This window comes from Serratia sp. OLAL2, from assembly GCF_002752475.1.
GTDB lineage: Bacteria > Pseudomonadota > Gammaproteobacteria > Enterobacterales > Enterobacteriaceae > Serratia > Serratia bockelmannii.
In genome coordinates this window covers 222353-243780 of record NZ_MSTL01000002.1, presented here as the reverse complement: position 1 = coordinate 243780, position 21428 = coordinate 222353, and the positions used below count along the sequence as shown (strand labels likewise).

The window sequence follows — 21428 nt, the reverse complement described above, 5'->3', positions numbered from 1 at the left end:
GCCTGATGCTTAGGGTTATAAGATCTGTCGCACGTCTTCCAGGGTGGCGTTGCCCGCCAGACCGAGATCCAGCTTGGCGCCGTTGCCGTCGCGGATCACGCCGTTCACCAGGCCGAAGTGCAGGCTGCGCGCCACCAGTTGCTCGCCATTGCCTTTGGCGTTAATCGCCACTTTGTAGGCGCCGTCGGGTGCGGTAGAGCCGTCATCCAACGAACCGTCCCAGGTGAAGGCATGCACACCGGCGGTCAGGCCGCCGATTTCGATGGTGCGCACCACCTGCCCACTGGCGTTGGTGATGGTAGCGGTCACCTGATCGGCAGCGCGCTCCAGTTCCACGCCGAACGGCGTCGTGCTGACCTTGCCGTCCTTGCTGCCGACCAGAATGTTATTGCCCGGCACCATCACGCCGTGGCCGATCAGCGCAGTGGCTTGCAGCGACTGGTTGCTGTTGATCTGGCCGGAGATCGACCCCAGCGTGGTGTTGAGTTTTTCGATGCCCTGCACGGTGTTGATCTGCGCTAGCTGCGAGGTCAGTTCGTTGTTCTGCATCGGATTGGTCGGATCCTGGTTTTTCAACTGCGCCACCAGCAGCGTCAGGAAACTGTTGTGCAGATCCTGGCTGTTGGTATTTTTGCTGTTGTTACCGATGACGGTGTTGTCCAACGACTCGTTCGTGGTTGCGGCGATAGCCATGGGAACCTCCGGTTACTGACCCAACGTCAGGGTTTTCATCATCATCGACTTGGTGGTGTTGAGCACCTCGACATTGGCCTGGTAGCTGCGGGAAGCGGAGATGGTGTTGACCATTTCCCCCACCACGTCGACGTTCGGCATGCGCACGTAGCCCTTGGCGTCCGCCAGCGGGTTGCCCGGTTGATAGACCAGACGCTCGGGCGCCGGATCGTCCACCACCTGAGCGACGCGTACGCCGCCGGTCGGCTGCCCGGGGGCCGCCGCGACCTGGAACACCACCTGCTTGGCGCGGTAAGGCTCGCCGTCCGGACCGGTCACGCTGTCGGCGTTGGCCATGTTGCTGGCGCTGACGTTCATGCGCTGGGATTGCGCCGATAACGCCGAGCCGGAGATATCAAAAATATTCAGTAAAGACATGCGCCTTATCCTTGTTGCAGCACGGACATCATCCCTTTGATCTGACCGTTGAGCAGCGTCAGGTCGGTCTGATATTTCAGGCTGTTATCGGCAAAGTTGGTGCGTTCGCGATCCATGTCCACCGTGTTGCCGTCCATCGACGGCTGATCAGGCACCCGGAACAGCAGATCGAGCTGCGGCGGCTGCAGGGTCTGCGCCGGGATGTGGCGCGCCGCCGTCAGGTTCAGCGACATGCCGTTGCCGCTGACGCGCCCCTGCTCCATCACTTTGTTCAATTGGCTGGCGAAATCGATATCCCGCGCCTGATAACCCGGTGTGTCTGCGTTGGCGATGTTGGCGGCCAGAATTTCCTGCCGCTGGGCGCGCAAGTTCAGCGCCTCTTGGCCAAAGCGCAGAGCCGCGTCCAGTTTGTCGAGCATGCTCCCTCCGCGAGGTTAGAATTTGGAGTCGACAGCATAAACGCCCCCCGCGCTACCCTATCGCGGGAATAAACGCAAAATGGGGCGCTATTTATCTGCTTAGCCTGCGCGCGCTGCGGGTACACTTACGCGTATCCCGATGAAGCTTGAGAAGATGACGATGAAAGGTAAAATGCTGCTGCTTATCGGCCTGCTGTGCAGTCTGAACGCGCGCGCCGACGATCTGGCGACGCAAATCGAAAGCTTCATCCAAGGCAAGTTCAGCGGCGAACCGGTACAGGTAAAAGTGCGGGTGCGCACGCCGCCGAACCAATGGCCCGCTTGCGAACTGCCGCAGCTGTCGCTGCCGCCCAACGCGCGGATCGGCGGCAACGTCAGCATTTCGGCGCGCTGTGGCCAGGAGCGGCGTTTTATCCAGACGCAGGTGCAGGTGTTTGGCCGCTATCTCGTTTCGGCGCGCGGCATCAGCGCCGGCAGCCGGTTGACCGCGGCGGACCTGACGTTGAAAGCAGGCCGGCTCGATACCCTGCCGCCGCGTGCGCTGACCGAAGCGAGCAAAGCGTTAGGCGCCGTCAGCCTGCGCAACATTAGCCCCGGTCAGCCGCTGACCCTCGCCATGCTGCGCCGCGCCTGGATTATCAAGGCCGGGCAATCGGTACAGGTCAATGCACAGGGCGAAGGATTCAGCATCAGCGGTGCGGGTAAGGCGATGAACAACGCCGCCGCCGAAGACAGCGTGCGGGTGCGCATGGCGTCCGGGCAGATCGTCAGCGGCGTGGTCGGGGACGACGGCGCGATCCGCATTACGTTATAAAAAAGTAAAGGTTCCGCAAACCTTGCCGATAAGACAAATCAAGCAGCATTTTATTGGCCACCAGGGCCGCAAAACTTTCATTGCAGCGTCGTCGCCCCCGAGCGGCCACGGCGTAAACGGAGATGGACCATGAGTATCGATCGCACCCAGCGGTTACAGCCGGTTTCCACTGTGCAACCGCGTGAAACCCCGGCCGACAACCCGCTCCAACCGCGCAAGGCCGCCGTGGCCGAAACCGCCGTCAGCGGCACGCAGGTCAAACTGAGCGAGGCGCAGGCGCGCCTGATGCAACCGGGCACCCAGGATATCGATATGGGCCGGGTCGAGGCCATCAAACAGGCGATCCGCAACGGTGAACTGAAGATGGACGCCGGCAAAATCGCCGACGCACTGCTGCAAGACGCGCAGAGCGATGTTCAATGGATCGCCGGACGCGACTGACAACGCGGCGGCGGGTAGCGATAAAGGATAAGTCATCACTATGGAAAAGCTGGTACAACTGCTGGACAAACTGTTGGAAACACTGCAGGCGCTCAATGGCGTGCTGGAGGAAGAGCACGACTTGCTGTGTTCCGGCCAGTTGCCCGGCGTGGCCTTGCAGCGCGTCACCGATGCCAAAAGCCAACTGCTGGCGACGGTCGCTTACCTCGAGCAACAGCGCCTGGGGCAGGAAAAAACCTGCGGGCAACGCGCGCCCTATGCCAGCCATGCGCCTCTGGCCGATCGCTGGCAACGCGTTCAGTTGCTGAGCCAAACGCTGCGTGAGAAGAACCAGCACAACGGCCTGCTGCTCAATCAGCAGATCGACCACAACGCTCAGGCGCTGGCTATCCTCAGTAAGAACAACAAATCGCTGTATGGCCCGGACGGCCAGTCGCACGCCGGCAGCCTGCTCGGCAGAAAAATCGGCGTCTGACCTGACTCATTTCGCCCGGTGAGCCTATCACCGGGCACGCGTTAGCCGACTTTTGCGCATCCCCTCGCATTTTCACCTCATCACCTCCTGAGTTCCCTTAACGTTATGCGTCAGGCTGCGCAGAACGTGAATTTAGCTGTTTCTTTCCCTTTGGCCACTTGTCACCCTGTGGTGATTTTTAAATCACTTGAAATATACCCTTAACGGGTATAGATTCGCAGGGAGAGCGAATGGCTGATATCTATCTCACCAAAACCTTTCAGGGTTTTGCCGCACGCGAGCGCATTAGCGACGCCACGATAGTGAAAGCGGCGCGAGAAATGCAGCATCAGCGGTACGACGCCAATCTTGGCGGTTGCGTATACAAAAAGCGCATCGCTCGGGCTGGTGCGGGCAAACGTGGCGGCTATCGGGTGCTGATCGTTTTTCGCGATGAAGACCGCCTGTTTTTTATGCGCGGCTTTGCCAAAAGCGAGAGAGAAAACATCAGTGCGGATGAGTTACAGGGATTGAAACATCTGGCTGCGCTGTATCTGGATTATTCGCCATTCAGACTCTACCAGCTGGTCAACAACAGGGAGTTACGGAGGCTAAGCGATGAGTAAAATTCTTGCCGAGATCCACCAGGAAGTTCAGGGCCTGCACCGCGCCGGTTTCGTCGACGACGTGACCATGCGTACCTTCGACATGCTGTGCCTGCGGCCGGTGAAGCAGTTCGGGCCGGCCGAGATCCGCGCGCTGCGCGAACGGGAAAACGTCAGTCAGCCGGTGTTTGCGCTGTATCTCAACGTCAGCAAAAAGGCGGTACAGAAATGGGAGCGCGGCGAAGCGCAACCGAACTCCGCCGCGATGAAGCTGCTGACGCTGGTGGAACGCAACGGCCTGCAAATTCTGGCCTGATCTTACTGATAATTGACGATCACCTGATTGCCAATCACCCGCAGCGGCGGGTTCAACCCGCCTTGCGACTGCACGTAATAGACGAAACGCAATTCCGCATTGGCCGGCTCGCCCTGCAGACCGTTGCTGCTGCCGCTGCCGCCGCCCAGCGGAATGCAGCGGTTGACCGTGCAAAGCTGCGCCTGCAGCCCCACTGGTTCAGGCCCCAGCAAACGGTAGCGCCAGCTGACGCGGGTGATGCGCGCATTGGCATCCGGCAACGCGTTCGGCGGCCGCAAACCGGCGGACTCATCGCGCATGCCGCCCTGTTCCAACGTCACGCCCGCCCCTTCGGCCACCCAGGAGCCGGACACCGCACCGGCGGTTAACGGCGCCAGCAAACACAACACGAACAGACAGCGTTTCATCAGGCGGCTCCAATGGTCGACGTCATGCGAATCTGGCGATCGTCGTTAACCTCCAGGTTGGACAGCACCACGAGCTGCGGCAGGCTGCGGCGCAGAAAGCGCGCCAGTAAAGGACGCAGCGCATGGTTAACCAACAGCACCGGCGGCGCGCTGAGCATCTCTTGCCGTTGCAGCGCCTGACGCGCCTGTTCCAGCAGGCGATCGGCCAGCCCCGGCTCCAGACCGCCGCCGCCCTGCAACGCCTGCAGCAACAGGCGCTCCAGCTGGGTATCCAAGCCGATAACCTGAATCTCGCCGTTGCCCGGGAACCACTGCTGCGTGATCGCCCGGCCCAGCGCCACCCGCACCACGGTCGTCAGCTCATAAGGATCGCTTTGCGCCGGGGCATGTTCCGCCAGCGTTTCGACGATGGTGCGCATATCGCGGATAGAAACGCGTTCGGCCAACAGGTTTTGCAGCACTTTGTGCAGCGTCGTCAGCGACACCACGCCCGGCACGAAGTCTTCGGTCAGCTTCGGCATCTCTTGTGAAACACGGTCCAGCAGCTGCTGAGTTTCTTGGCGGCCAAACAGCTCGCTGGCGAACTGGCCGATCAGGTGATTAAGGTGCGTCGCTACTACGGTACTGGCTTCCACCACGGTAAAGCCCTGGATCTGCGCCTGCTCGCGCAAGGCGCTGTCGATCCATACCGCCTCGAGCCCAAAGGCGGGATCGACGGTTTTGTCTCCCGCCAGCTCGCCCACGGCATTGCCGGGGTTGATCGCCAGCCAACGGCCCGGCTGCGCTTCACCGCTGCCGATCTCAACGCCTTTCATCAGGATGCGGTAGCTGGCTGGCGGCAGTTCCAGATTGTCGCGGATGTGCACCACCGGCGGCAAATAGCCCATGTCCTGCGCGAATTTCTTGCGGATCCCGCGGATACGCCCCAGCAGCTCGCCGTTCTGTTGAAAATCGACCATCGGAATCAGCCGGTAGCCCACTTCCATCCCCAGCGGATCTTCCAACTGAACGTCGGCCCAGCTGGCCTCGGCGGCCTGCGGATTCTCCGGCATCGCCGGTTCTTCCACCGTTTTCGGTGCCTGTTGTTCACGGCCACGCAGCCACCAGGCCAGGCCCAGCAAAGCGGCGGTAAACAGCAGGAACACCAGGTTCGGCATGCCCGGCACCAGGCCCAACAGCCCCAGTACCCCGGCGCTCAGCAACATCACGCGCGGATTGTTGAACAGCTGGCCCACCATCTGCTCGCCGACGTCCTGATCGGTCGCGACGCGGGTGACGATGACGCCGGCCGCGGTGGAGATCACCAGCGCTGGGATCTGCGCCACCAGGCCGTCACCGATGGTCAGCAGCGTATAGCTTTCCGCCGCCGCCCCCAGCTCCATGCCATGCTGCACGACACCGACCAACAGGCCGCCGACGACGTTCAGCACCATGATCATCAGGCCGGCAATGGCATCGCCACGCACGAATTTACTGGCACCGTCCATCGAGCCGTAGAAATCGGCCTCCTGGGTCACTTCAGCGCGGCGTTTCTTCGCTTCGTCTTCACCGATCAGCCCGGCGTTCAGGTCGGCGTCGATCGCCATCTGTTTACCCGGCATGCCGTCCAGCACGAAGCGAGCGCCCACTTCGGCGATACGCCCTGCACCTTTGGTAATTACCATAAAGTTGATCAGCACCAGGATGATGAACACCACGATGCCGATGGCGAAGTTGCCCCCCACCAGGAAGTGGCCAAAGGCTTCCACCACGCGCCCGGCGGCGGCGGAACCGGTGTGGCCCTCCAGCAAGATGATGCGCGTCGACGCGACGTTGAGCGACAAACGCAGCAATGTGGAGAACAGCAGAATGGTCGGGAAGGCGGCGAATTCGAGCGTGCGCTGGGTGAACATCGCCACCAGCAGCACCATGATTGACAGCGCGATGTTGAAGGTAAACAGCAGATCGAGGATAAACGCCGGCAACGGCAGCACCATCATCGACAGGATCAATAGGATCAGCACCGGGCCGGCCAACACCTGCCACTGCGTATCTTTAAAATTGCCCGGCAAACGAAGCAGGGAGGCCAAATTAGCCATCAGAGTCACTCTCTCTTGCAAAATCCAGTGCTTCCGGCACCGGTAAACGTTCAGGTTTTTTCGGGATCAGGCCGCCCTCGCGCCGCCAGCGGCGCAGCTGGTACACCCAGGCCAGCACTTCGGCGACGGCGGCATACAGGGTGGCCGGAATATGTTGTCCAATCTCGCTGTGCCGATACAGCGCACGCGCCAGCGGCGGCGCCTCCAGCATCGGAATGCGGTGCTCCGCACCGAGCTCACGAATGCGCAAGGCGATTTCGCCGGCCCCTTTGGCCAGCACTTTCGGCGCACTCATTTTTTTGTCGTTGTACTGCAACGCGACGGCGTAGTGCGTCGGGTTGGTGACGATCACGTCCGCCTTAGGCACGTCGGCCATCATGCGGCGCCGGGCGATCGCCCGCTGCTGCTGGCGAATGCGTCCCTTGACGTGCGGATCCCCCTCCTGGTCTTTGAATTCGTCGCGAATATCCTGCTTGGTCATCTTCAGCTTTTTGAAGTGGCTCCACAGCTGGTAGAACACGTCAAACGCCACCATCGGCGTCAATCCCAGCACCACCAGAAAACCGCAGAACAGGATCATCTGCAGCGCATTGCCCAACGCGTCGAGCGGCTGCTGAGTCATCAGATGCAGCATCGCCGCCCAGTTGTGCCACAGATAAAGACCGGTCACCCAACCGACCAGCGTCGCTTTGAGGATCCCTTTCAGCAGCTCGGCCAGCACCTGGGTGGAAAAGATGCGCTTCAACCCGGACAACGGGTTCAACCGCTTCAAGTCGAATTTAATCGACTTGCCGCTGAACAGAATGCCCCCCAGCAGCATCGGCGCGGCGAGCGCCACCAGTACCAGCCCCGCCATGATCGGCAACAGCGCCAGCACCGCCTGACGCAGCAACATGCCGAGTTGGCGTACCATCTGTTTATCGTTGCTGACCATGCCATGGTCGAAGTTCAACCCCTGCGTGAGCATCGCCGCCAGCTGTTGCGCCATGTTGCTGCCGGACATCAGGATGATCGCGAGGCCCGAGAGCAGCATCAGTACCGAGGTCAGCTCGCGGGAGCGCGGGATCTGGCCGTCTTCACGCGCCTTCTCCAGCCGGTGGGGCGTGGGGGCCTCGCTTTTTTCCAGATCGCTGTCTTCAGCCACGAAACGCCGTTCCTGTGTCGGGAGGGTAAAGAATGGCGGTCAGCATGCCAAAAAATTGGCGATGTCATTGGCGGAACAACGGGGAAAAAGGCGGGTTATTTAGGGGATGAGACGAAAACTGCGCGGAATGTTGTCGGGGCGCGCCGTCGCGCGCCCCGAAAAGCCTTAGAAACCGAGGCTGTCGAGCAGATCGTCGACCTGCGCCTGGTTGGCGATGACGCCGACGCCGTTCTGGTCGAGCTGCGGGCCGTTCAGCAGGCTGTCGTTCGGCCGTTTTTCCTTCACCGGCTGCTCCGGCATGTTTTCCATCAGCACCATCAGCAGCTGCTTTTCGATCTCCTGCACCACGTCCATCATGCGCTTGATCACCTGACCGGTCAGATCCTGGAAGTCCTGCGCCATCATGATTTCCAGCAGCTGGGCATTGGTGAAGGCCGTATGGCCCGGCACCTGATCCAGATACTGGCGCGTGTCGTTGACCAGAGAACGCGCATCGTCCAATTCGATGGGATTGGCGAACCACTCGTCCCAGCGCCCTTTCAACGCGTTGGCGCCGGATTCCAGCTCCGCCTGGCGCGGTTGCGCCGCCTCCACGCAGTTCAACGCCCGTTCCGCCGCCTGCGCCGTCATGGTTACGACATAGTCAAGACGGTCGCGCGCATCCGGGATCGCCTCTGCCGCCTGGGCGATCGCCTGATCAAGCCCCAGTTCGCGCATGCTGTCGCGCAGCATTCGGGTCAGTTGGCCGATGCGGGAGATAATCTCTCCCGCGGTCGCTGCATCGCTGGCAGGCATTGGAATGTCTCTCATCGCCCTCTCCTTACATGCCCAATTTTTCAAAAATCTTGTTGAGCTTTTCTTCCAGCGTCGCCGCCGTAAAAGGTTTCACTACATAACCGCTGGCGCCGGCCTGCGCCGCCGCGATGATATTTTCTTTCTTGGCTTCCGCCGTCACCATCAGTACCGGCATCGCGGCCAGCGCGCTATCGGCGCGAATGGTCTGTAACAGTTCGAGTCCGTCCATGTTCGGCATGTTCCAATCGGACACCACGAAGTCGAAACCGCCGGCGCGCAGCTTGTTCAGCGCATCCGCACCATCTTCAGCTTCTTCGACGTTGTTGAAGCCCAGCTCTTTCAGCAGATTTCTGACGATGCGGCGCATGGTGGAAAAGTCGTCCACAACCAGAAATCTGAGGTTTTTGTCTGCCATTGTTACTCCTGAAATAGTTAACCGTTTAATGATGCAAAACCGCAGGCCGCCGCGCGGCGAACCAGGGTCATATCGCCGCCGGGTAAACCCTGCGGACTAAAATTAAATGCGCAATGCCTGGCCGCCGGAAATCTGCGCCAACATGCGCTGGCTCATCCTGTCCAACTCAACCACTTCGCTGACGCCGCCGCTGGCGATCGCCTCGCGCGGCATGCCGAACACCACGCAGCTCGCCTCGTTCTGCGCCAGGGTATAGGCCCCGGCGCGGTGCATCTCCAGCATCCCCGCCGCACCGTCGTTCCCCATGCCGGTGAGGATCACCCCCACCGCATTGCGGCCGGCATATTGCGCCACCGAACGGAACAGCACGTCGACAGACGGACGATGGCGGTTGACCGCCGGGCCGTCATGCAGCTTCACCTGATAGTTGGCGCCGCTGCGCGCCAGCTCCAGGTGGCGGTCCCCCGGTGCGATGTAGGCATGGCCCGGCAGCACGCGCTCGCCGTCCTCCGCTTCTTTCACCGTGATCTGGCACAGTTTGTTCAGCCGTTCGGCGAACGAACGGGTGAAACCGGGCGGCATGTGCTGGGTGATCAGCAGCGCCGGGCTGGTGGCCGGCAGCGGCTGCAGTACCTGGCGGATCGCTTCGGTACCGCCGGTGGAAGCGCCGATGGCGATCAATTTTTCACTGCTCAGCAGCGGCGCGTGGCTGAGGATCGCCGGCGCCTGGCTGTTGGAACGCTGCGGCAGGCGCGCTCTGGCGGCGGTGCGGATCTTCTCGGCAATCAGTTCGCTGTAGGCCAACATGCCCTCACGGATACCGAGCTGCGGTTTGGTGACGAAATCCACCGCGCCCAGCTCCAGCGCGCGCAGCGTGATCTCAGACCCTTTACCGGTCAGCGAAGAGACCATCACCACCGGCATCGGCCGCAGGCGCATCAGCTTCTCGAGGAAATCTAGCCCGTCCATGCGCGGCATCTCGACGTCCAGCGTCAGCACCTGGGGATTAAATTTTTTGATCAGATCGCGCGCCACCAGCGGATCCGGCGCGGTCGCCACCATTTCCATGTCGGGATGGCCGTTCACGATTTCCGTCATCAGCTGACGCATCAGTGCCGAATCGTCTACGCATAACACTCTGATTTTACTCATTACCTCTCCTTGGTCAGCCCATACACGGTCTGCCCACGCAAGTAGAAATCCCGGCTGATCTGGCTGAAGTTCTCGGAGTGGCCAGCGAACATCAGCCCCCCCGGCTTAAGCAAGGGAACGAAGCGGCGCAGAATGCGCTCCTGCGTCGCCTTATCGAAATAGATCATGACGTTGCGGCAAAAAATGGCGTCGAATTGCCCCGGCAGCGCCCACTCTGGCGCCAGCAGGTTCAACGGCTGGAAGTTCACCCGCGCCGCCAGTTCCGGCCGCACGCGCACCAGCCCCTGATGCGGCCCGGTGCCACGCAGGAAATAGCGCTGCATTTGGGTCGGCGTCAGGGTGCGCAGATCTTCCTGGCGGTAAACGCCCGCTTCCGCTTTTTCCAGCACCTGCGTGTCGATGTCGCTGGCCCAGACCTGGCAACTGCCGGCCCGCTGGCCCAATGCATCGCTCAGCGTGATGGCGATCGAATACGGCTCTTCACCGGTCGAGGCCGCGGTGCTCCAGACGCTGTAGCCGTTCGGCCGCGAGCGCGCATGCTCCGCCAGGATCGGGAAGTGATGCGCCTCGCGGAAAAAGGCCGTCAGGTTGGTGGTCAACGCGTTGATGAACGCCTGCCACTCCGCGCTGTTCGGATCGCTTTCCAGCAGCGCCAAGTAGTCGCCGAAATCGTGCAATCCCAACAGCCGCAGCCGGCGCACCAGGCGGTTGTAAACCATCTCGCGCTTATGCTCCGCCAGCACGATGCCGGCGCGTTGATAAATCAACTGGCTGATACGGCGAAAATGCACGTCCGACAGCGGCAGACGCTGCACCATTTGCGTCAACATCGACGCTGTATCCCGGTTAGAAGTTGACGGCGCCTGTTTCATGCCGCTTCACCGGAGAAAAACGTGCTGCTTATGCGGTTTAACAATCTTGGGCTTCCTTTACCACGGGTGAAACTGCGTTGCTGCTGTTACCTGGCGCGACGAAGTTATCGTCCGCCAGACGGAATACCGCGACCGCGTCGGCCAGGGTAATGGCCTGCTCTTCCAGCGCGGTGGCGGCAGAAGCGGACTCTTCCACCAACGCGGCGTTCTGCTGGGTGACCTGATCCATCTGGGTCACCGCCTGCGTCACCTGCTCGATGCCGCGGCTCTGTTCATCCGACGCCGACGCGATCTCGCCCATGATGTCGGTCACGCGGGTCACCGAACGCACAATGTCCTGCATGGTGGCGCCGGAGTTTTCCACCAGCACCGAGCCGTGTTTGACGCGGCTGACCGATTCGTCGATCAGCCCCTTGATCTCTTTCGCCGCCTGCGCGCTGCGGCTCGCCAGGTTGCGCACTTCGCCGGCGACCACGGCGAAACCGCGCCCTTGTTCACCGGCGCGCGCCGCTTCCACCGCCGCATTGAGCGCCAGAATGTTGGTCTGGAAGGCGATGCCGTCAATCACGCTGGTGATGGCGCCGATTTTCTGCGAACTGTTGGCGATATCGTGCATGGTGGTGACCACATCGCCGGCCAGCTCGCCGCCCTTGGCCGCGGTGGCCGAGGCGTCACGTGCCAGCTGAGAGGCCTGCCGCGCATTGTCGGCGTTCTGTTTCACCGTCGCGGTCAGCTGTTCCATGCTGGCGGCGGTCTCTTCCAGCGAAGCGGCCTGCTGCTCGGTGCGGGAAGACAGATCGTTATTGCCTTCGGAGATTTCCTGCAGGCCGATCAGAATCGACTCCGCCCCGTCGCGCACCGCGCCGACGGTGCCGATCAGCGACTGCTGCGTGCGTTGCAGGCTGGCGAACAACATGCTGATTTCATTGCGGCCGTACACCTGAATCGGCGTCGCCAAATCGCCGGCGGCGATGCGTTCAAAGTGGCTGCGGATTTGGTTCAACGGCTGTACCAACATGGTGCGCAACCACCACATGGCGCTGCCGGTCACCACGATCAGCATCAAGACCGCCCCCGCCAGCATCAGGCCCGCCAGCGTGAAGGAGAACTGGTTGGCGTCCCTGGCTTCGCTGATGTCGCCGTTGACCAACTGCAGGTACTGCACGAAGTCGGCCTCGAACAGGTCCTGGGTTTTCTGCGTCGGCTGATCCATAAACGCCTGCAGCTCGCCCTTTTCCAGGAAACCGATCAGTTCACGCAGCGCGCCGCGCAGCCGCTCGTAGCTGGCCTTGGTGGTGGCCGTCTGCTGGCTCTGCTGTTCACTGCTGCGTTCAACCGCCATAAACTGATTGAAATAGAGGTCGGCCTTCTGCAGCGAACTGCGGGCGCTGCTCATCAGTTCGTTCACCTGCTCCTGCGGCAGCTTCAGCGCCGCGCGGGTGCCGGCGCGGTTCAGCGTATTGCGCGCCTGCAACAGCGACACCCAGCTCAGGCTGAGCGAATCGCGCTGCTGGCTGCCGAGGGTGATGATGTCGAGGTTGTGGTTATCGGAGCGAAACGCGGAATACGACAGGCCGCTGCTGGCCAACTGCAGAACGCAGAAGGTCATCAACAACAGGAATAAGCTGGTAGAGATACGGATTCGGTTAAACACTGTGAACCTCCTTGCAGCCGGCCGGCGACCGGCCTACGTAGGGAAAAGGGCCCCTGCGAGAGAGGCCCGATACCGGTCAGAACGTTTCCCAGTTATCCTGCAGATCGCTGGCGTTCATTTTCTTATGATTGATTACCGGTGTTACCGTCGCCTTGCTGGTGACAGGCGCTTTAAACTCTTCCTGGCCTTCCGACCTCAGGCGGAATACCGCCACCGACTGGGTCAGCATGCTGGCCTGTTCTTCCAGCGCCGCCGCCGCCGAGGCGGATTCTTCCACCAACGAGGCGTTCTGCTGGGTGACGCGGTCCATTTCCGCTACCGCCTGGCCAACCTGATCGATACCGCGGCTCTGCTCGTCCGACGCCGAGGCGATTTCGCCCATGATGTCGGTCACGCGGGTGACGGCATTGACGATGTCGCCCATGGTTTCACCGGCGCTTTCGACCAGCACAGAGCCCATATCGACGCGGCTGACCGAATCTTCGATCAGGCCTTTGATCTCTTTCGCCGCCTGCGCGCTGCGCTGCGCCAGGTTACGCACTTCGCCGGCCACCACCGCGAAGCCGCGGCCCTGCTCGCCGGCACGCGCCGCTTCCACCGCGGCGTTCAACGCCAGGATGTTGGTCTGGAAGGCGATACCGTCGATCACGCCGGTGATATCGGCAATTTTCTGCGAGCTGCCGGCGATGTCATGCATGGTCTGCACCACGTTGGCCACAACCTTGCCGCCTTTCTGTGCGGTTTCGGAGGCGCTCAACGCCAGCTGTGAAGCCTGACGGGCGTTTTCGGCGTTCTGTTTCACCGTCGCGGTCAGCTGTTCCATGCTGGCGGCGGTCTCTTCCAGCGACGCGGCCTGCTGCTCGGTGCGGGAGGAGAGATCGTTGTTGCCCGCAGCGATTTCTGACGCGCCGCTGTAGATGGCATCCGCGCCCTGACGTACGCCGCTGACGGTTTCAATCAGTTCGCCTTGCATGTGTTTCAGGCTGGCCGCCAGCACGCCCATTTCGTTGCGGCTGTTGACGACGATCTGCTGAGTCAGGTCGCCGGCGGCGATCTGTTTGATGTGATCGATCATGCGGTTCAGCGGGCGCACCAGGATGTGATGGATACCGGTCCAGACCAGCACGATCACCGCCAGCACCACCACCAGGATCACGATCAGCGTCCAGATGGCCGAGTTATAGGAGCTGTTGCTGCCGTCGACTGCGATCTGGTACAGCTTGCCGTTTTGCTCCAGGTAAACGTTGTAGCTCTGCTCAAAGTTGTCCTGGTAGCTCTGCGTAGGCTGATCGAAGAACGCGTTGATTTTGCCTTCGCCCAACAGTTGGATCAGCTCGGAGAGCGCGCCGTACAGCACATCGTACTGATGCTTGAGGCGCTCCGCCGCCTGAGGATCCTGGCGCGGATCCTGAGGGATTTTCTCGTACGCGGCGTAGTGTCTTTCCGCTTCGCCCAGCTCTTCTTTCGCCTTGGCCAGCAGTTCATCAATGGTGGCGCCGCTGCCGATCTTGTTGGTATCCATCATGTAGCGAATACCGGCACGGTTCAGGGAGTTGCGCGCCTGCAGCAGGTCAACGCGGCTTTCACTCAGCTGCAGCTGCTGCTGGCGGATAGTTTGCAGGACGGTAAAGTTTTCCTTATCGCTTTTCAGCGAGGAGAAAAAGAGTCCGCCCGAAATCAACTGCAAGGCGCCAAACAGCACCAACACCAGCAACAGGCTGGTGACCACCTTCATACGATTTAACATGATTTCCCTTGTTGAAGCCCGCGCAGACAGGCTCTGATGACGTTGAATGTGAGAGTTATCGGCGCCGCGCGGCAAAACTTTATGCGGGAAAGTAACTATTTTTAGTGGGGGTTACTGGTACGGTCTGCGGCATCGCGACAGGTCAGGAAGAGTGATGGATGAAGGGGGCAGCGCCCTGCCCCCTTGTGTCTTGGATCAGACGCTTTTCGCCACGCTGTCGACCAGCGACATCTCTTCGCTGCTCAGCAGCTTTTCGATATCCACCAGGATCAACATGCGCTCGCCCAGCGAACCGAGGCCGGTCAGGTATTCAGTCGCCAGCGTCACCGCGAACTCCGGCGCCGGACGGATCTGCTCGGCGGTCAATGACAGCACGTCGGAGACGCCGTCAACCACGATGCCCACCACGCGCTGGCCAAAGTTCAGTACGATCACCACGGTGTTCTCATCGTAAGACACGCTTTGCTGCGAGAATTTCACCCGCAGATCGATGATCGGGACGATCACGCCGCGCAGGTTAGTGACCCCCTTGATGAACGCCGGGGTGTTGGCGATGCGGGTCACCTGATCGTAGCCGCGAATTTCCTGCACCTTGAGGATATCGATGCCGTACTCCTCGTTGCCCAGGGTGAAAATCAGAAACTCTTGCCCTACCGTTTCGCCAGCCAATTTGCTGACGGCTGCCAATCCTGCCATATCATTCACCTTTTAAATCAATAAACTCATTATTATGCGGCGGCGTCCGTCAGACGCTTTTCACGGTTCAAGGTTTGCAACGCCGAGACATCGACGATCAAGGCCACGCTGCCGTCGCCCAAAATGGTCGCGGCGGAGATGCCCGGCACTTTGCGGTAGTTGCTTTCCAGATTCTTCACCACCACCTGATGCTGGCCGATCAGCTGATCCACCAGCAACGCATAGCGGCGGCCGGCACTTTGCAGGATGACGACGATGCCCTGCGTGGCGTCGGTTTTGGCGCCTTCCACTTCAAATACCCGATACAGTTCTACCAGCGGCAGGTATTCGCCGCGCACCTGCAGCACGCGTTCGCCGCCGGCCAACGGATGAAGATCTTCCGCCTGCGGCTGCAGCGATTCCATCACCGCGTTCAGCGGCAGGATAAAGACTTCGTCGTTCACTTTGACCGACATGCCGTCAAGGATCGCCAGCGTCAACGGCAGCAGGATGCGGATGGTGGTGCCTTTACCGGCCTGTGAACGGATCTCGACGTGGCCGCCCATCTCCTGAATATTCCGTTTCACCACGTCCATGCCGACGCCACGGCCGGAAACGTCGGTCACCTGCTCGGCGGTAGAGAAGCCCGGAGCAAAGATCAGCATGCCGACCTCTTCGTCGCTCATGCTGTCGCTGACCGCCAGCCCTTGCGACGCGGCCTTGGCGAGAATTTTTTCGCGGTTCAGGCCGGCGCCATCGTCGATGACCTCAATACAGATGTTGCCACCCTGATGTTCGGCCGACAGCACCAGATTGCCCACCGCCGATTTACCGGCGGCGATGCGGGTGGCCGGTTCTTCGATACCGTGATCGAGGCTGTTGCGCACCAGGTGCGTCAACGGATCGATAATCCGTTCGATCAGGCTCTTGTCCAGTTCGGTGGAGCTGCCCTGCAGCGTCAGTTCCACCTGTTTGTTCAGCTTGCCGGCCAAATCGCGCACCAGGCGCGGGTAGCGGCTGAAGACATATTCCATCGGCATCATGCGGATCGACATGACCGACTCTTGAAGATCGCGCGCGTTACGCTCCAGCTGGCTCATGCTGTTCAGCAGATCGCCGTGGTTCACCGGATCCAGCGTGCCGGAGCGTTGCGCCAGCATCGACTGGGTGATCACCAGCTCGCCCACCAGGTTGATCAGCTGATCCACCTTTTCCACCGCCACGCGAATGCTGGTGGATTCGCTCGCCTTGGCGCGCGCTTTCGGCGCTTCCGCCGCTGCGGCCGCCGGTTTGGCGGCAGGCGGCACGGCGCTGGCGACCGGCGCTGGCGCAGGTTCCGGCACGGCAACCGCTTCCGGTAAGCTCGCTTCCACGGCGGCCGGTTCGCTTTGCGTCGGCGTCGAGAAGCTGATTTGTTCCGGTTCCAACACGAAGCACAGCACGGCGCTGATGTCGTCTTCGCTGGCGGAGGTGAGCAACGTCACGTCCAGACTGTGTTCCGTCTGATGCGGATCTTTAACCTCGCCGAGGTTGCCCAGCTCTTCCAACATCAAGGGGATTTCACTGGCTTTTAGCCCGTTCAGGCTGATGCGCATGCCGCCTTCGATCGCCGCCGGCGCGGCTGCGTGCTGAACAACGGGCTGCTGAACGGCCGGTTGAACCGCGGGCGCCTCCTGCTGCTGTTGCGCTTCCAACGCCAGCTGGCGCAGCGCCTGGCAAATGTATTCAAAGCTTTCGGCGTCAGGCTGTTGCGAGGTTTTATAGGCGTCCAGTTGCTCCTGCATAATGTCTTTGGTTTCCAGAAACAGGTTGATAATCTCGGTGCTCAGGCTCATTTCCTGGCGTCTTGCACCGTCCAGCAGGTTCTCCAGCAGGTGGGTAGTTTCCTGCAGCACCGAAAAGCCAAAGGTCGCCGCACCGCCCTTGATCGAGTGTGCCGCGCGGAAGATGGCGTTCAACGGCTCGATATCGGGGGCCAGCGGATCCAGCTCCAGCAGGTGTTGCTCCATGTCGGCCAGCAACTCGTCCGCCTCATCAAAGAAGGTCTGATAAAAATCGCTAATGTCCATGCTCACGGGGTCACCTCTGGCTGTGAGTCGCGGTTAGTCGGTGCGGGCGCAGCCGCCGATTGTTCCGGCGTTTGGCCGGCCGGGGCTATCGCCGGGGATGTCTGCGATTGGGCGGCAGGGTCCATCGCCGGCGGCGTCGCTTGATCGGTCGGCGTTACCGCCTGGGGTTCCGGCGTTTGGCTGGCCGGCGCAGTCGCCGACGGCGCCAGCTGCTTCAGGCTATCCGGCTGGGCGATATCCATCGCGTTGCTTTCGGCATTTTCGTGTTCGATGCCCTCTTGCGTTTGCTTGTTCAGCACCAGCACGGTGATACGACGGTTGATCGCATCATCGGCGCCGTGCTGTTTAAGGCTCATGGTGGCCGCCATGCCCACCACCCGCAGCACCTTGCCTTCCGCCAGGCCGCCGGCAATCAGCTCGCGTCGGGAGGCGTTGGCGCGATCGGCCGACAGTTCCCAGTTGCTGTAGCCGCGCTCGCCGGTGGCGTAAGGGATATCATCGGTGTGGCCGGACAGGCTGATCTTGTTCGGCAGGTCGTTGAGGATCGGCGCTATCGCCCGCAGAATATCGCGCATATAACTCTCGACCTGCGCGCTGCCGGTTTTGAACATCGGCCGGTTCTGGCTATCGATAATCTGAATGCGCAGCCCCTCATCCATCATGTTGATCAACAGATGTGGACGCAGCGCCTTCAGGCGCGGATCGGACTCAATCAACTCATCCAGCTTTTCGCGCAGCTTGTTCAGGCGCAGCTCTTCGGCGCGCGAGTCCGGCGAGTCGACCTGCTTTCTCACCAGGCCATGCTGTTGCGTCGGATCGTCGCCGCCGCCCGGGATTGGGCTGCTTTCGGAACTGCTCTTGTCGCCGCTGGTCAGGGCAACCTTGAGCGGCGTGCGGAAATATTCGGCGATTTGCGTCAGCTCCTGCGGGCTGGCGATCGCCAGCAGCCACATCACCAGGAAGAACGCCATCATCGCCGTCATAAAGTCGGCATAAGCGATCTTCCAGGAGCCGCCGTGATGGGCGGCATGATGCGACTTGCGCTTTCTGACCAGAACGACCGGATGATTCTGTTTCATGCTTCTTCTTCTTCCGTCGCCTGCTGCGCCGGCGCTTTCACGCGGCGCACGTGTTCTTCCAGCTCAACGAAAGAAGGACGTTCGGTGGTATACAGCGTTTTGCGGCCAAACTCGACCGCGATCTGCGGTGCGTATCCGTTCAGGCTCGACAGCAGCGTGACCTTGATGCACTGCATCATCTTGACGTTTTCGGCGCTCTTCTGGCGCAGCAACGTGGCCAGCGGCGAGATGAAGCCGTAGGCCAACAGAATACCGAGGAAAGTGCCGACCATGGCGTTAGCGATGAGCGCGCCCAGTTCCGCGGCCGGCCGATCGGCCGAAGCCAGGGCGTGTACCACCCCCATCACCGCCGCGACGATACCGAACGCAGGCAAGGAGTCACCCACCATCGCCAAACTGCCGGCGGGCACTTCGCTTTCCTGCTCGTAGGTTTCGATCTCTTCGTCCATCAGCGCTTCGATCTCGAACGCATTCATATTGCCGCTCACCATCAGCCGTAAATAGTCGGTAATGAACTCCACCAGGGTGTTATCGGCAAGGATGCGCGGATAATTAGAGAAAATTTCACTTTCTTGCGGATTATCGATATCGAACTCGAGCGACAGCATGCCTTGCTGACGAGATTTGGCCAGCAGGCGGAACAACAGCGCCATCAGATCCATGTACAGATCTTTGTTGTATTTGGAACGGCGCATCAGCCGCGGCAGCGCGCGCAGCGTGGCTTTGATTGCCTTGCCGTTGTTGCCGACGATGAAAGCGCCGACACCCGCCCCGCCGATAATCAGAAACTCCGCCGGTTGGTATAACGCACCGAGATGACCGCCCACGATCAGGTAGCCGCCAAACACCGCACCCAATACCACGAGATAACCCAAAATAACTAGCACACGCATTCCTTAAATTAACAATGTGGATGGAAGGTGGGGCAAACGCGCCCTGGCGCGACAGACCAGGCTGCGTGTCTGGGGGCGGCATGCCGCCCCTGCGTATCACACGTCGGTATTCATTGCCGAGAGCCGGCAACGTGGCGGCTCAAATGGCGCGTTTGACCTGCTCGTCCAGCAGTTGAGGAATAATATCGGCCAGTTGCGGCGAAAGTTTACGTCTTTTTACGGCGCGGGATGGAGGTTGGCATAAACTGCAGATGAAACCATTCAGCGGCTGATGCGCATGAGTGATAAATGCGCCGCCGCAGCAGCTGCAGGCGGAGAGCTGCAACATGCCGCTATCGACGAAACGCACCAGCGTCCAGGCACGGGTCAGCGCCAGCAGCGGCGCCTCGCCGGCCTGCTGCGGGCACTGTTCCAGGTAGAGGCGATAGGCTTTGATCACCGCCTCCACTCCGCTGCACTGCCCGCTTTTCATCAGAAACAGGTAGGCGTTGTAAAACATCGACGAGTGAATATTTTGTTCCCAGGTCATAAACCAGTCGGTTGAGAACGGTAACATTCCTTTTGGCGGCGGGCTGCCGCGTAACTCCTTGTAAAGTTTAATCAAGCGCCCACGGCTGAGCTGAGTTTCACTCTCCAGCATCTGCAGTCGGGCTCCCAGCGAAATCAGCTCCATAGCGAGCTGAATGTCCTTGGCTTCTTGAACGATACTTTTCTCAACCATCATCAGGCTCTTTTCTTCGTCGGGCTAGCGTCTTTACTCGATAGCTCTTGCAGTAAATGGCTTGATAGCAAAATGCCGGTATGGATTTGTTGCAGATCGTCGACGCGCGACTCTTTGGTCAGGCGTTCGATGGTCTGGCTTTCGTTAAAGCGGAAGTGGCAAACCAGCTGGTTGGTCTCGGCCAGTTTGACCATTTGCGGCAAAGTCAGCTGCGCCAGCGCATCGGCCATGGTTTCATCAATACCCAGGCGGAACATCGCAGACGCTTTTTCATCGTTGATCAAACGCTGTGCTAAAAGTAAATATGACAAATTGATGTCATAAATATGCTTAAGTAATTCAGACGTACCCATATTCCCCATCCCGACAGACTATGTTTAAAAACATACGCTGGGTGATAAATTTTATCGCCCGTGACTTGGGTTGTTTCCCAAAGTTGGCAAATTAATCTCTCAAAAACGACTGCTATAATTTTCTACAATCGCTAAATTCGACCACTGTTCAGTATTTGCTACGAGCGTAAACCTACGTGTATGGATGTACAGCATTCTGCTTCGATAGTGTTTAGTCACCATGAAACTATTTTTACAAATTTAATAAGATTATTCCTAAAGCAGCGCAACTCTACCCCCGAACCATTAGCACACACAATGTAAGTGAGAGGCAATTTTAAATACAATGTGACATAGATCACAAAAATAAAAAATAATTAAGCCAAATACCCCCAAATACGCTCACTTATTGACCGCCATTTTGTACACAAAACAACCATAGGTAAAAAAACGTCTTAAAAACAATGTTTATCCGCCAAAAAATTATCTTTTTTAGATCAATTCGAACAAAAGCATTACCAAACCAAAATAACAGAACAAAAATCTGTATATAGGCAACAAACTCAGTATAAATAACCATTTGAGTTACTAAAAAATATCCAAGCTGAAAAATAACCAGTGTAAACTATAAGGTTATTAGCTATCGGATTTGACTTAAGCCCCCAGCCTGAGGCTGTTTTAATTTTCAACATCAGGTGATTATGGCTTATCAATGATTCGCGGGCGTAGTGAACAAGCTCACAGACGTAACGATATGTTTCCGTATTAGCACGATGCAAGAATACTTTTTTTGCGTTAAATTCCGCCAAAACGATATATCGGCAGCACGCCATAAAACTTTAATGCTTTTTATTTCTTTTTTGTCGTCGTGATAATTTCCCCTCATCCCCAGATGATTATTTACATGGCTTACGATTTCATCCCCTGATGGTCATAAAATAAAACGCAGTTTTGTTTTACTCTTCATATTTCTCCATCGAGAAAAACGGCGTTTTAACGTCAGCGGCGGCGAAAAACACCACCCAATGCCGCGGCCGGGTGAAAAAATCACTGCAGAATGAGGCCTGGCACGGCAGCGCGTGCTTGTGCACAGCAGCGACGACGACGCGTCTGCCGTCAGCCGCCCTGAGACTTTCCCTATTTCTCCATTTATCAGCAGGATGAGATTGCTGACGGCGCACGGGCATATTATGATTTATCAAAGCGCCGCTACGGGCGGCGTGACATCATTACCCA

23 protein-coding genes are annotated in these 21428 nt (G+C 59.4%); 5 read left to right on the top strand and 18 right to left on the bottom strand.

The annotated features are described in order from the left end of the window. Positions 1-15: 15 nt before the first annotated feature. From flgD to flgB, 3 genes are read right to left on the bottom strand one after another with little or no spacing between them, the layout of a single operon-like run. The gene (gene flgD, locus BVU99_RS03185; protein ID WP_016927297.1) at positions 16-693 is read right to left on the bottom strand and encodes a flagellar hook assembly protein FlgD; all 678 of its coding nucleotides are present in this window, start codon (positions 691-693) and stop codon (positions 16-18) included. A gap of 12 nt (positions 694-705) precedes the next feature. Next, positions 706-1110, bottom strand: a complete 405-nt coding sequence (flgC, locus tag BVU99_RS03180; protein WP_004934826.1) for a flagellar basal body rod protein FlgC — start codon at positions 1108-1110, stop codon at positions 706-708. A 5-nt stretch (positions 1111-1115) separates the two neighbouring features. Beyond that, entirely contained in the window at positions 1116-1529 is a 414-nt protein-coding gene (gene flgB, locus BVU99_RS03175) for a flagellar basal body rod protein FlgB (protein WP_025303263.1), read from the bottom strand. Positions 1530-1689: 160 nt separating this feature from the next. Between flgB and flgA the strand changes: the two genes are divergently transcribed. From flgA to BVU99_RS03150, 5 genes are all read left to right on the top strand, one after another. Continuing rightward, positions 1690-2343: a flagellar basal body P-ring formation chaperone FlgA gene (gene flgA / locus BVU99_RS03170; protein ID WP_025303264.1), complete on the top strand. Its 654-nt coding sequence runs from the start codon at positions 1690-1692 to the stop codon at positions 2341-2343. A 129-nt stretch (positions 2344-2472) separates the two neighbouring features. Then, the gene (gene flgM / locus BVU99_RS03165; RefSeq protein WP_004934832.1) at positions 2473-2784 is read left to right on the top strand and encodes a flagellar biosynthesis anti-sigma factor FlgM; all 312 of its coding nucleotides are present in this window, start codon (positions 2473-2475) and stop codon (positions 2782-2784) included. A gap of 40 nt (positions 2785-2824) precedes the next feature. Then, positions 2825-3259: a flagellar export chaperone FlgN gene (flgN, locus tag BVU99_RS03160; RefSeq protein ID WP_025303265.1), complete on the top strand. Its 435-nt coding sequence runs from the start codon at positions 2825-2827 to the stop codon at positions 3257-3259. Between the two features lie 230 nt (positions 3260-3489). After that, the gene (locus tag BVU99_RS03155) at positions 3490-3864 is read left to right on the top strand and encodes a type II toxin-antitoxin system RelE/ParE family toxin (protein WP_025303266.1); all 375 of its coding nucleotides are present in this window, start codon (positions 3490-3492) and stop codon (positions 3862-3864) included. Beyond that, positions 3857-4159, top strand: coding sequence for a DNA-binding transcriptional regulator (locus BVU99_RS03150; RefSeq protein ID WP_015378258.1), 303 nt, complete (start codon positions 3857-3859; stop codon positions 4157-4159). Before BVU99_RS03155 ends, BVU99_RS03150 begins: the two co-directional genes overlap by 8 nt. 2 nt (positions 4160-4161) lie before the next feature. Here the strand turns inward: BVU99_RS03150 and BVU99_RS03145 are convergent, their stop codons facing one another. The 15 genes from BVU99_RS03145 to flhD form a co-directional block, all read right to left on the bottom strand. Beyond that, positions 4162-4566 (bottom strand): flagellar protein FlhE, encoded by a 405-nt coding sequence (locus tag BVU99_RS03145; RefSeq protein ID WP_038629510.1) that lies wholly within the window; start codon positions 4564-4566, stop codon positions 4162-4164. Next, entirely contained in the window at positions 4566-6644 is a 2079-nt protein-coding gene (flhA, locus tag BVU99_RS03140) for a flagellar biosynthesis protein FlhA (protein WP_099817137.1), read from the bottom strand. The genes BVU99_RS03145 and flhA overlap by 1 nt, the downstream gene beginning before the upstream one ends. Further along, positions 6637-7788: a flagellar biosynthesis protein FlhB gene (gene flhB, locus BVU99_RS03135; protein WP_043138644.1), complete on the bottom strand. Its 1152-nt coding sequence runs from the start codon at positions 7786-7788 to the stop codon at positions 6637-6639. The genes flhA and flhB overlap by 8 nt, the downstream gene beginning before the upstream one ends. A 165-nt stretch (positions 7789-7953) precedes the next feature. After that, complete coding sequence (gene cheZ / locus BVU99_RS03130) at positions 7954-8598, bottom strand: protein phosphatase CheZ (protein ID WP_004934858.1); 645 nt, start codon at positions 8596-8598, stop codon at positions 7954-7956. A gap of 10 nt (positions 8599-8608) precedes the next feature. Next, the gene (gene cheY, locus BVU99_RS03125) at positions 8609-8998 is read right to left on the bottom strand and encodes a chemotaxis response regulator CheY (protein ID WP_004934862.1); all 390 of its coding nucleotides are present in this window, start codon (positions 8996-8998) and stop codon (positions 8609-8611) included. Positions 8999-9100: 102 nt separating this feature from the next. After that, positions 9101-10150 (bottom strand): chemotaxis response regulator protein-glutamate methylesterase, encoded by a 1050-nt coding sequence (locus tag BVU99_RS03120; RefSeq protein WP_099817136.1) that lies wholly within the window; start codon positions 10148-10150, stop codon positions 9101-9103. Next, on the bottom strand, positions 10150-11022 hold the full coding sequence (gene cheR / locus BVU99_RS03115; protein ID WP_025159837.1) for a protein-glutamate O-methyltransferase CheR: 873 nt from the start codon (positions 11020-11022) through the stop codon (positions 10150-10152). The genes BVU99_RS03120 and cheR overlap by 1 nt, the downstream gene beginning before the upstream one ends. Before the next feature lie 37 nt (positions 11023-11059). Then, a complete protein-coding gene (locus BVU99_RS03110; protein ID WP_038629515.1) occupies positions 11060-12676 on the bottom strand; it encodes a methyl-accepting chemotaxis protein in 1617 nt (538 codons plus the stop codon). 76 nt (positions 12677-12752) lie between these two features. Next, a complete protein-coding gene (gene tsr, locus BVU99_RS03105; RefSeq protein ID WP_049209060.1) occupies positions 12753-14423 on the bottom strand; it encodes a methyl-accepting chemotaxis protein in 1671 nt (556 codons plus the stop codon). Between the two features lie 195 nt (positions 14424-14618). Next, a complete protein-coding gene (gene cheW / locus BVU99_RS03100) occupies positions 14619-15119 on the bottom strand; it encodes a chemotaxis protein CheW (RefSeq protein ID WP_025303271.1) in 501 nt (166 codons plus the stop codon). 32 nt (positions 15120-15151) lie between these two features. After that, on the bottom strand, positions 15152-17173 hold the full coding sequence (gene cheA, locus BVU99_RS03095; RefSeq protein WP_099817135.1) for a chemotaxis protein CheA: 2022 nt from the start codon (positions 17171-17173) through the stop codon (positions 15152-15154). Next, on the bottom strand, positions 17170-18246 hold the full coding sequence (gene motB, locus BVU99_RS03090) for a flagellar motor protein MotB (protein WP_043138656.1): 1077 nt from the start codon (positions 18244-18246) through the stop codon (positions 17170-17172). Before motB ends, cheA begins: the two co-directional genes overlap by 4 nt. Then, positions 18243-19133 (bottom strand): flagellar motor stator protein MotA, encoded by an 891-nt coding sequence (gene motA, locus BVU99_RS03085; RefSeq protein WP_015378266.1) that lies wholly within the window; start codon positions 19131-19133, stop codon positions 18243-18245. The genes motB and motA overlap by 4 nt, the downstream gene beginning before the upstream one ends. Positions 19134-19278: 145 nt before the next feature. Beyond that, positions 19279-19863: a flagellar transcriptional regulator FlhC gene (gene flhC / locus BVU99_RS03080; RefSeq protein WP_016927281.1), complete on the bottom strand. Its 585-nt coding sequence runs from the start codon at positions 19861-19863 to the stop codon at positions 19279-19281. Further along, positions 19863-20213 carry a flagellar transcriptional regulator FlhD gene (gene flhD, locus BVU99_RS03075; RefSeq protein WP_004934891.1) on the bottom strand — a complete coding sequence of 117 codons (351 nt, stop codon included), beginning with the start codon at positions 20211-20213 and terminating at the stop codon, positions 19863-19865. The genes flhC and flhD overlap by 1 nt, the downstream gene beginning before the upstream one ends. Positions 20214-21428: the final 1215 nt, after the last annotated feature.

Excerpts from the sequence above, each read along its gene's own strand:
- tsr (WP_049209060.1), bottom strand. The coding sequence starts at position 14,423 with ATGTTAAATCGTATGAAGGTGGTCACCAGCCTGTTGCTGGTGTTGGTG.
- BVU99_RS03120 (WP_099817136.1), bottom strand. The coding sequence starts at position 10,150 with ATGAGTAAAATCAGAGTGTTATGCGTAGACGATTCGGCACTGATGCGT.
- flgB (WP_025303263.1), bottom strand. The coding sequence starts at position 1,529 with ATGCTCGACAAACTGGACGCGGCTCTGCGCTTTGGCCAAGAGGCGCTG.
- BVU99_RS03155 (WP_025303266.1), top strand. The coding sequence starts at position 3,490 with ATGGCTGATATCTATCTCACCAAAACCTTTCAGGGTTTTGCCGCACGC.
- flhA (WP_099817137.1), bottom strand. The coding sequence starts at position 6,644 with ATGGCTAATTTGGCCTCCCTGCTTCGTTTGCCGGGCAATTTTAAAGAT.
- flgM (WP_004934832.1), top strand. The coding sequence starts at position 2,473 with ATGAGTATCGATCGCACCCAGCGGTTACAGCCGGTTTCCACTGTGCAA.
- flgA (WP_025303264.1), top strand. The coding sequence starts at position 1,690 with ATGAAAGGTAAAATGCTGCTGCTTATCGGCCTGCTGTGCAGTCTGAAC.
- cheZ (WP_004934858.1), bottom strand. The coding sequence starts at position 8,598 with ATGAGAGACATTCCAATGCCTGCCAGCGATGCAGCGACCGCGGGAGAG.
- cheR (WP_025159837.1), bottom strand. The coding sequence starts at position 11,022 with ATGAAACAGGCGCCGTCAACTTCTAACCGGGATACAGCGTCGATGTTG.
- flhD (WP_004934891.1), bottom strand. The coding sequence starts at position 20,213 with ATGGGTACGTCTGAATTACTTAAGCATATTTATGACATCAATTTGTCA.
- motB (WP_043138656.1), bottom strand. The coding sequence starts at position 18,246 with ATGAAACAGAATCATCCGGTCGTTCTGGTCAGAAAGCGCAAGTCGCAT.
- BVU99_RS03150 (WP_015378258.1), top strand. The coding sequence starts at position 3,857 with ATGAGTAAAATTCTTGCCGAGATCCACCAGGAAGTTCAGGGCCTGCAC.
- flgD (WP_016927297.1), bottom strand. The coding sequence starts at position 693 with ATGGCTATCGCCGCAACCACGAACGAGTCGTTGGACAACACCGTCATC.
- BVU99_RS03145 (WP_038629510.1), bottom strand. The coding sequence starts at position 4,566 with ATGAAACGCTGTCTGTTCGTGTTGTGTTTGCTGGCGCCGTTAACCGCC.
- cheY (WP_004934862.1), bottom strand. The coding sequence starts at position 8,998 with ATGGCAGACAAAAACCTCAGATTTCTGGTTGTGGACGACTTTTCCACC.
- flgN (WP_025303265.1), top strand. The coding sequence starts at position 2,825 with ATGGAAAAGCTGGTACAACTGCTGGACAAACTGTTGGAAACACTGCAG.
- cheW (WP_025303271.1), bottom strand. The coding sequence starts at position 15,119 with ATGGCAGGATTGGCAGCCGTCAGCAAATTGGCTGGCGAAACGGTAGGG.
- flhC (WP_016927281.1), bottom strand. The coding sequence starts at position 19,863 with ATGATGGTTGAGAAAAGTATCGTTCAAGAAGCCAAGGACATTCAGCTC.
- flgC (WP_004934826.1), bottom strand. The coding sequence starts at position 1,110 with ATGTCTTTACTGAATATTTTTGATATCTCCGGCTCGGCGTTATCGGCG.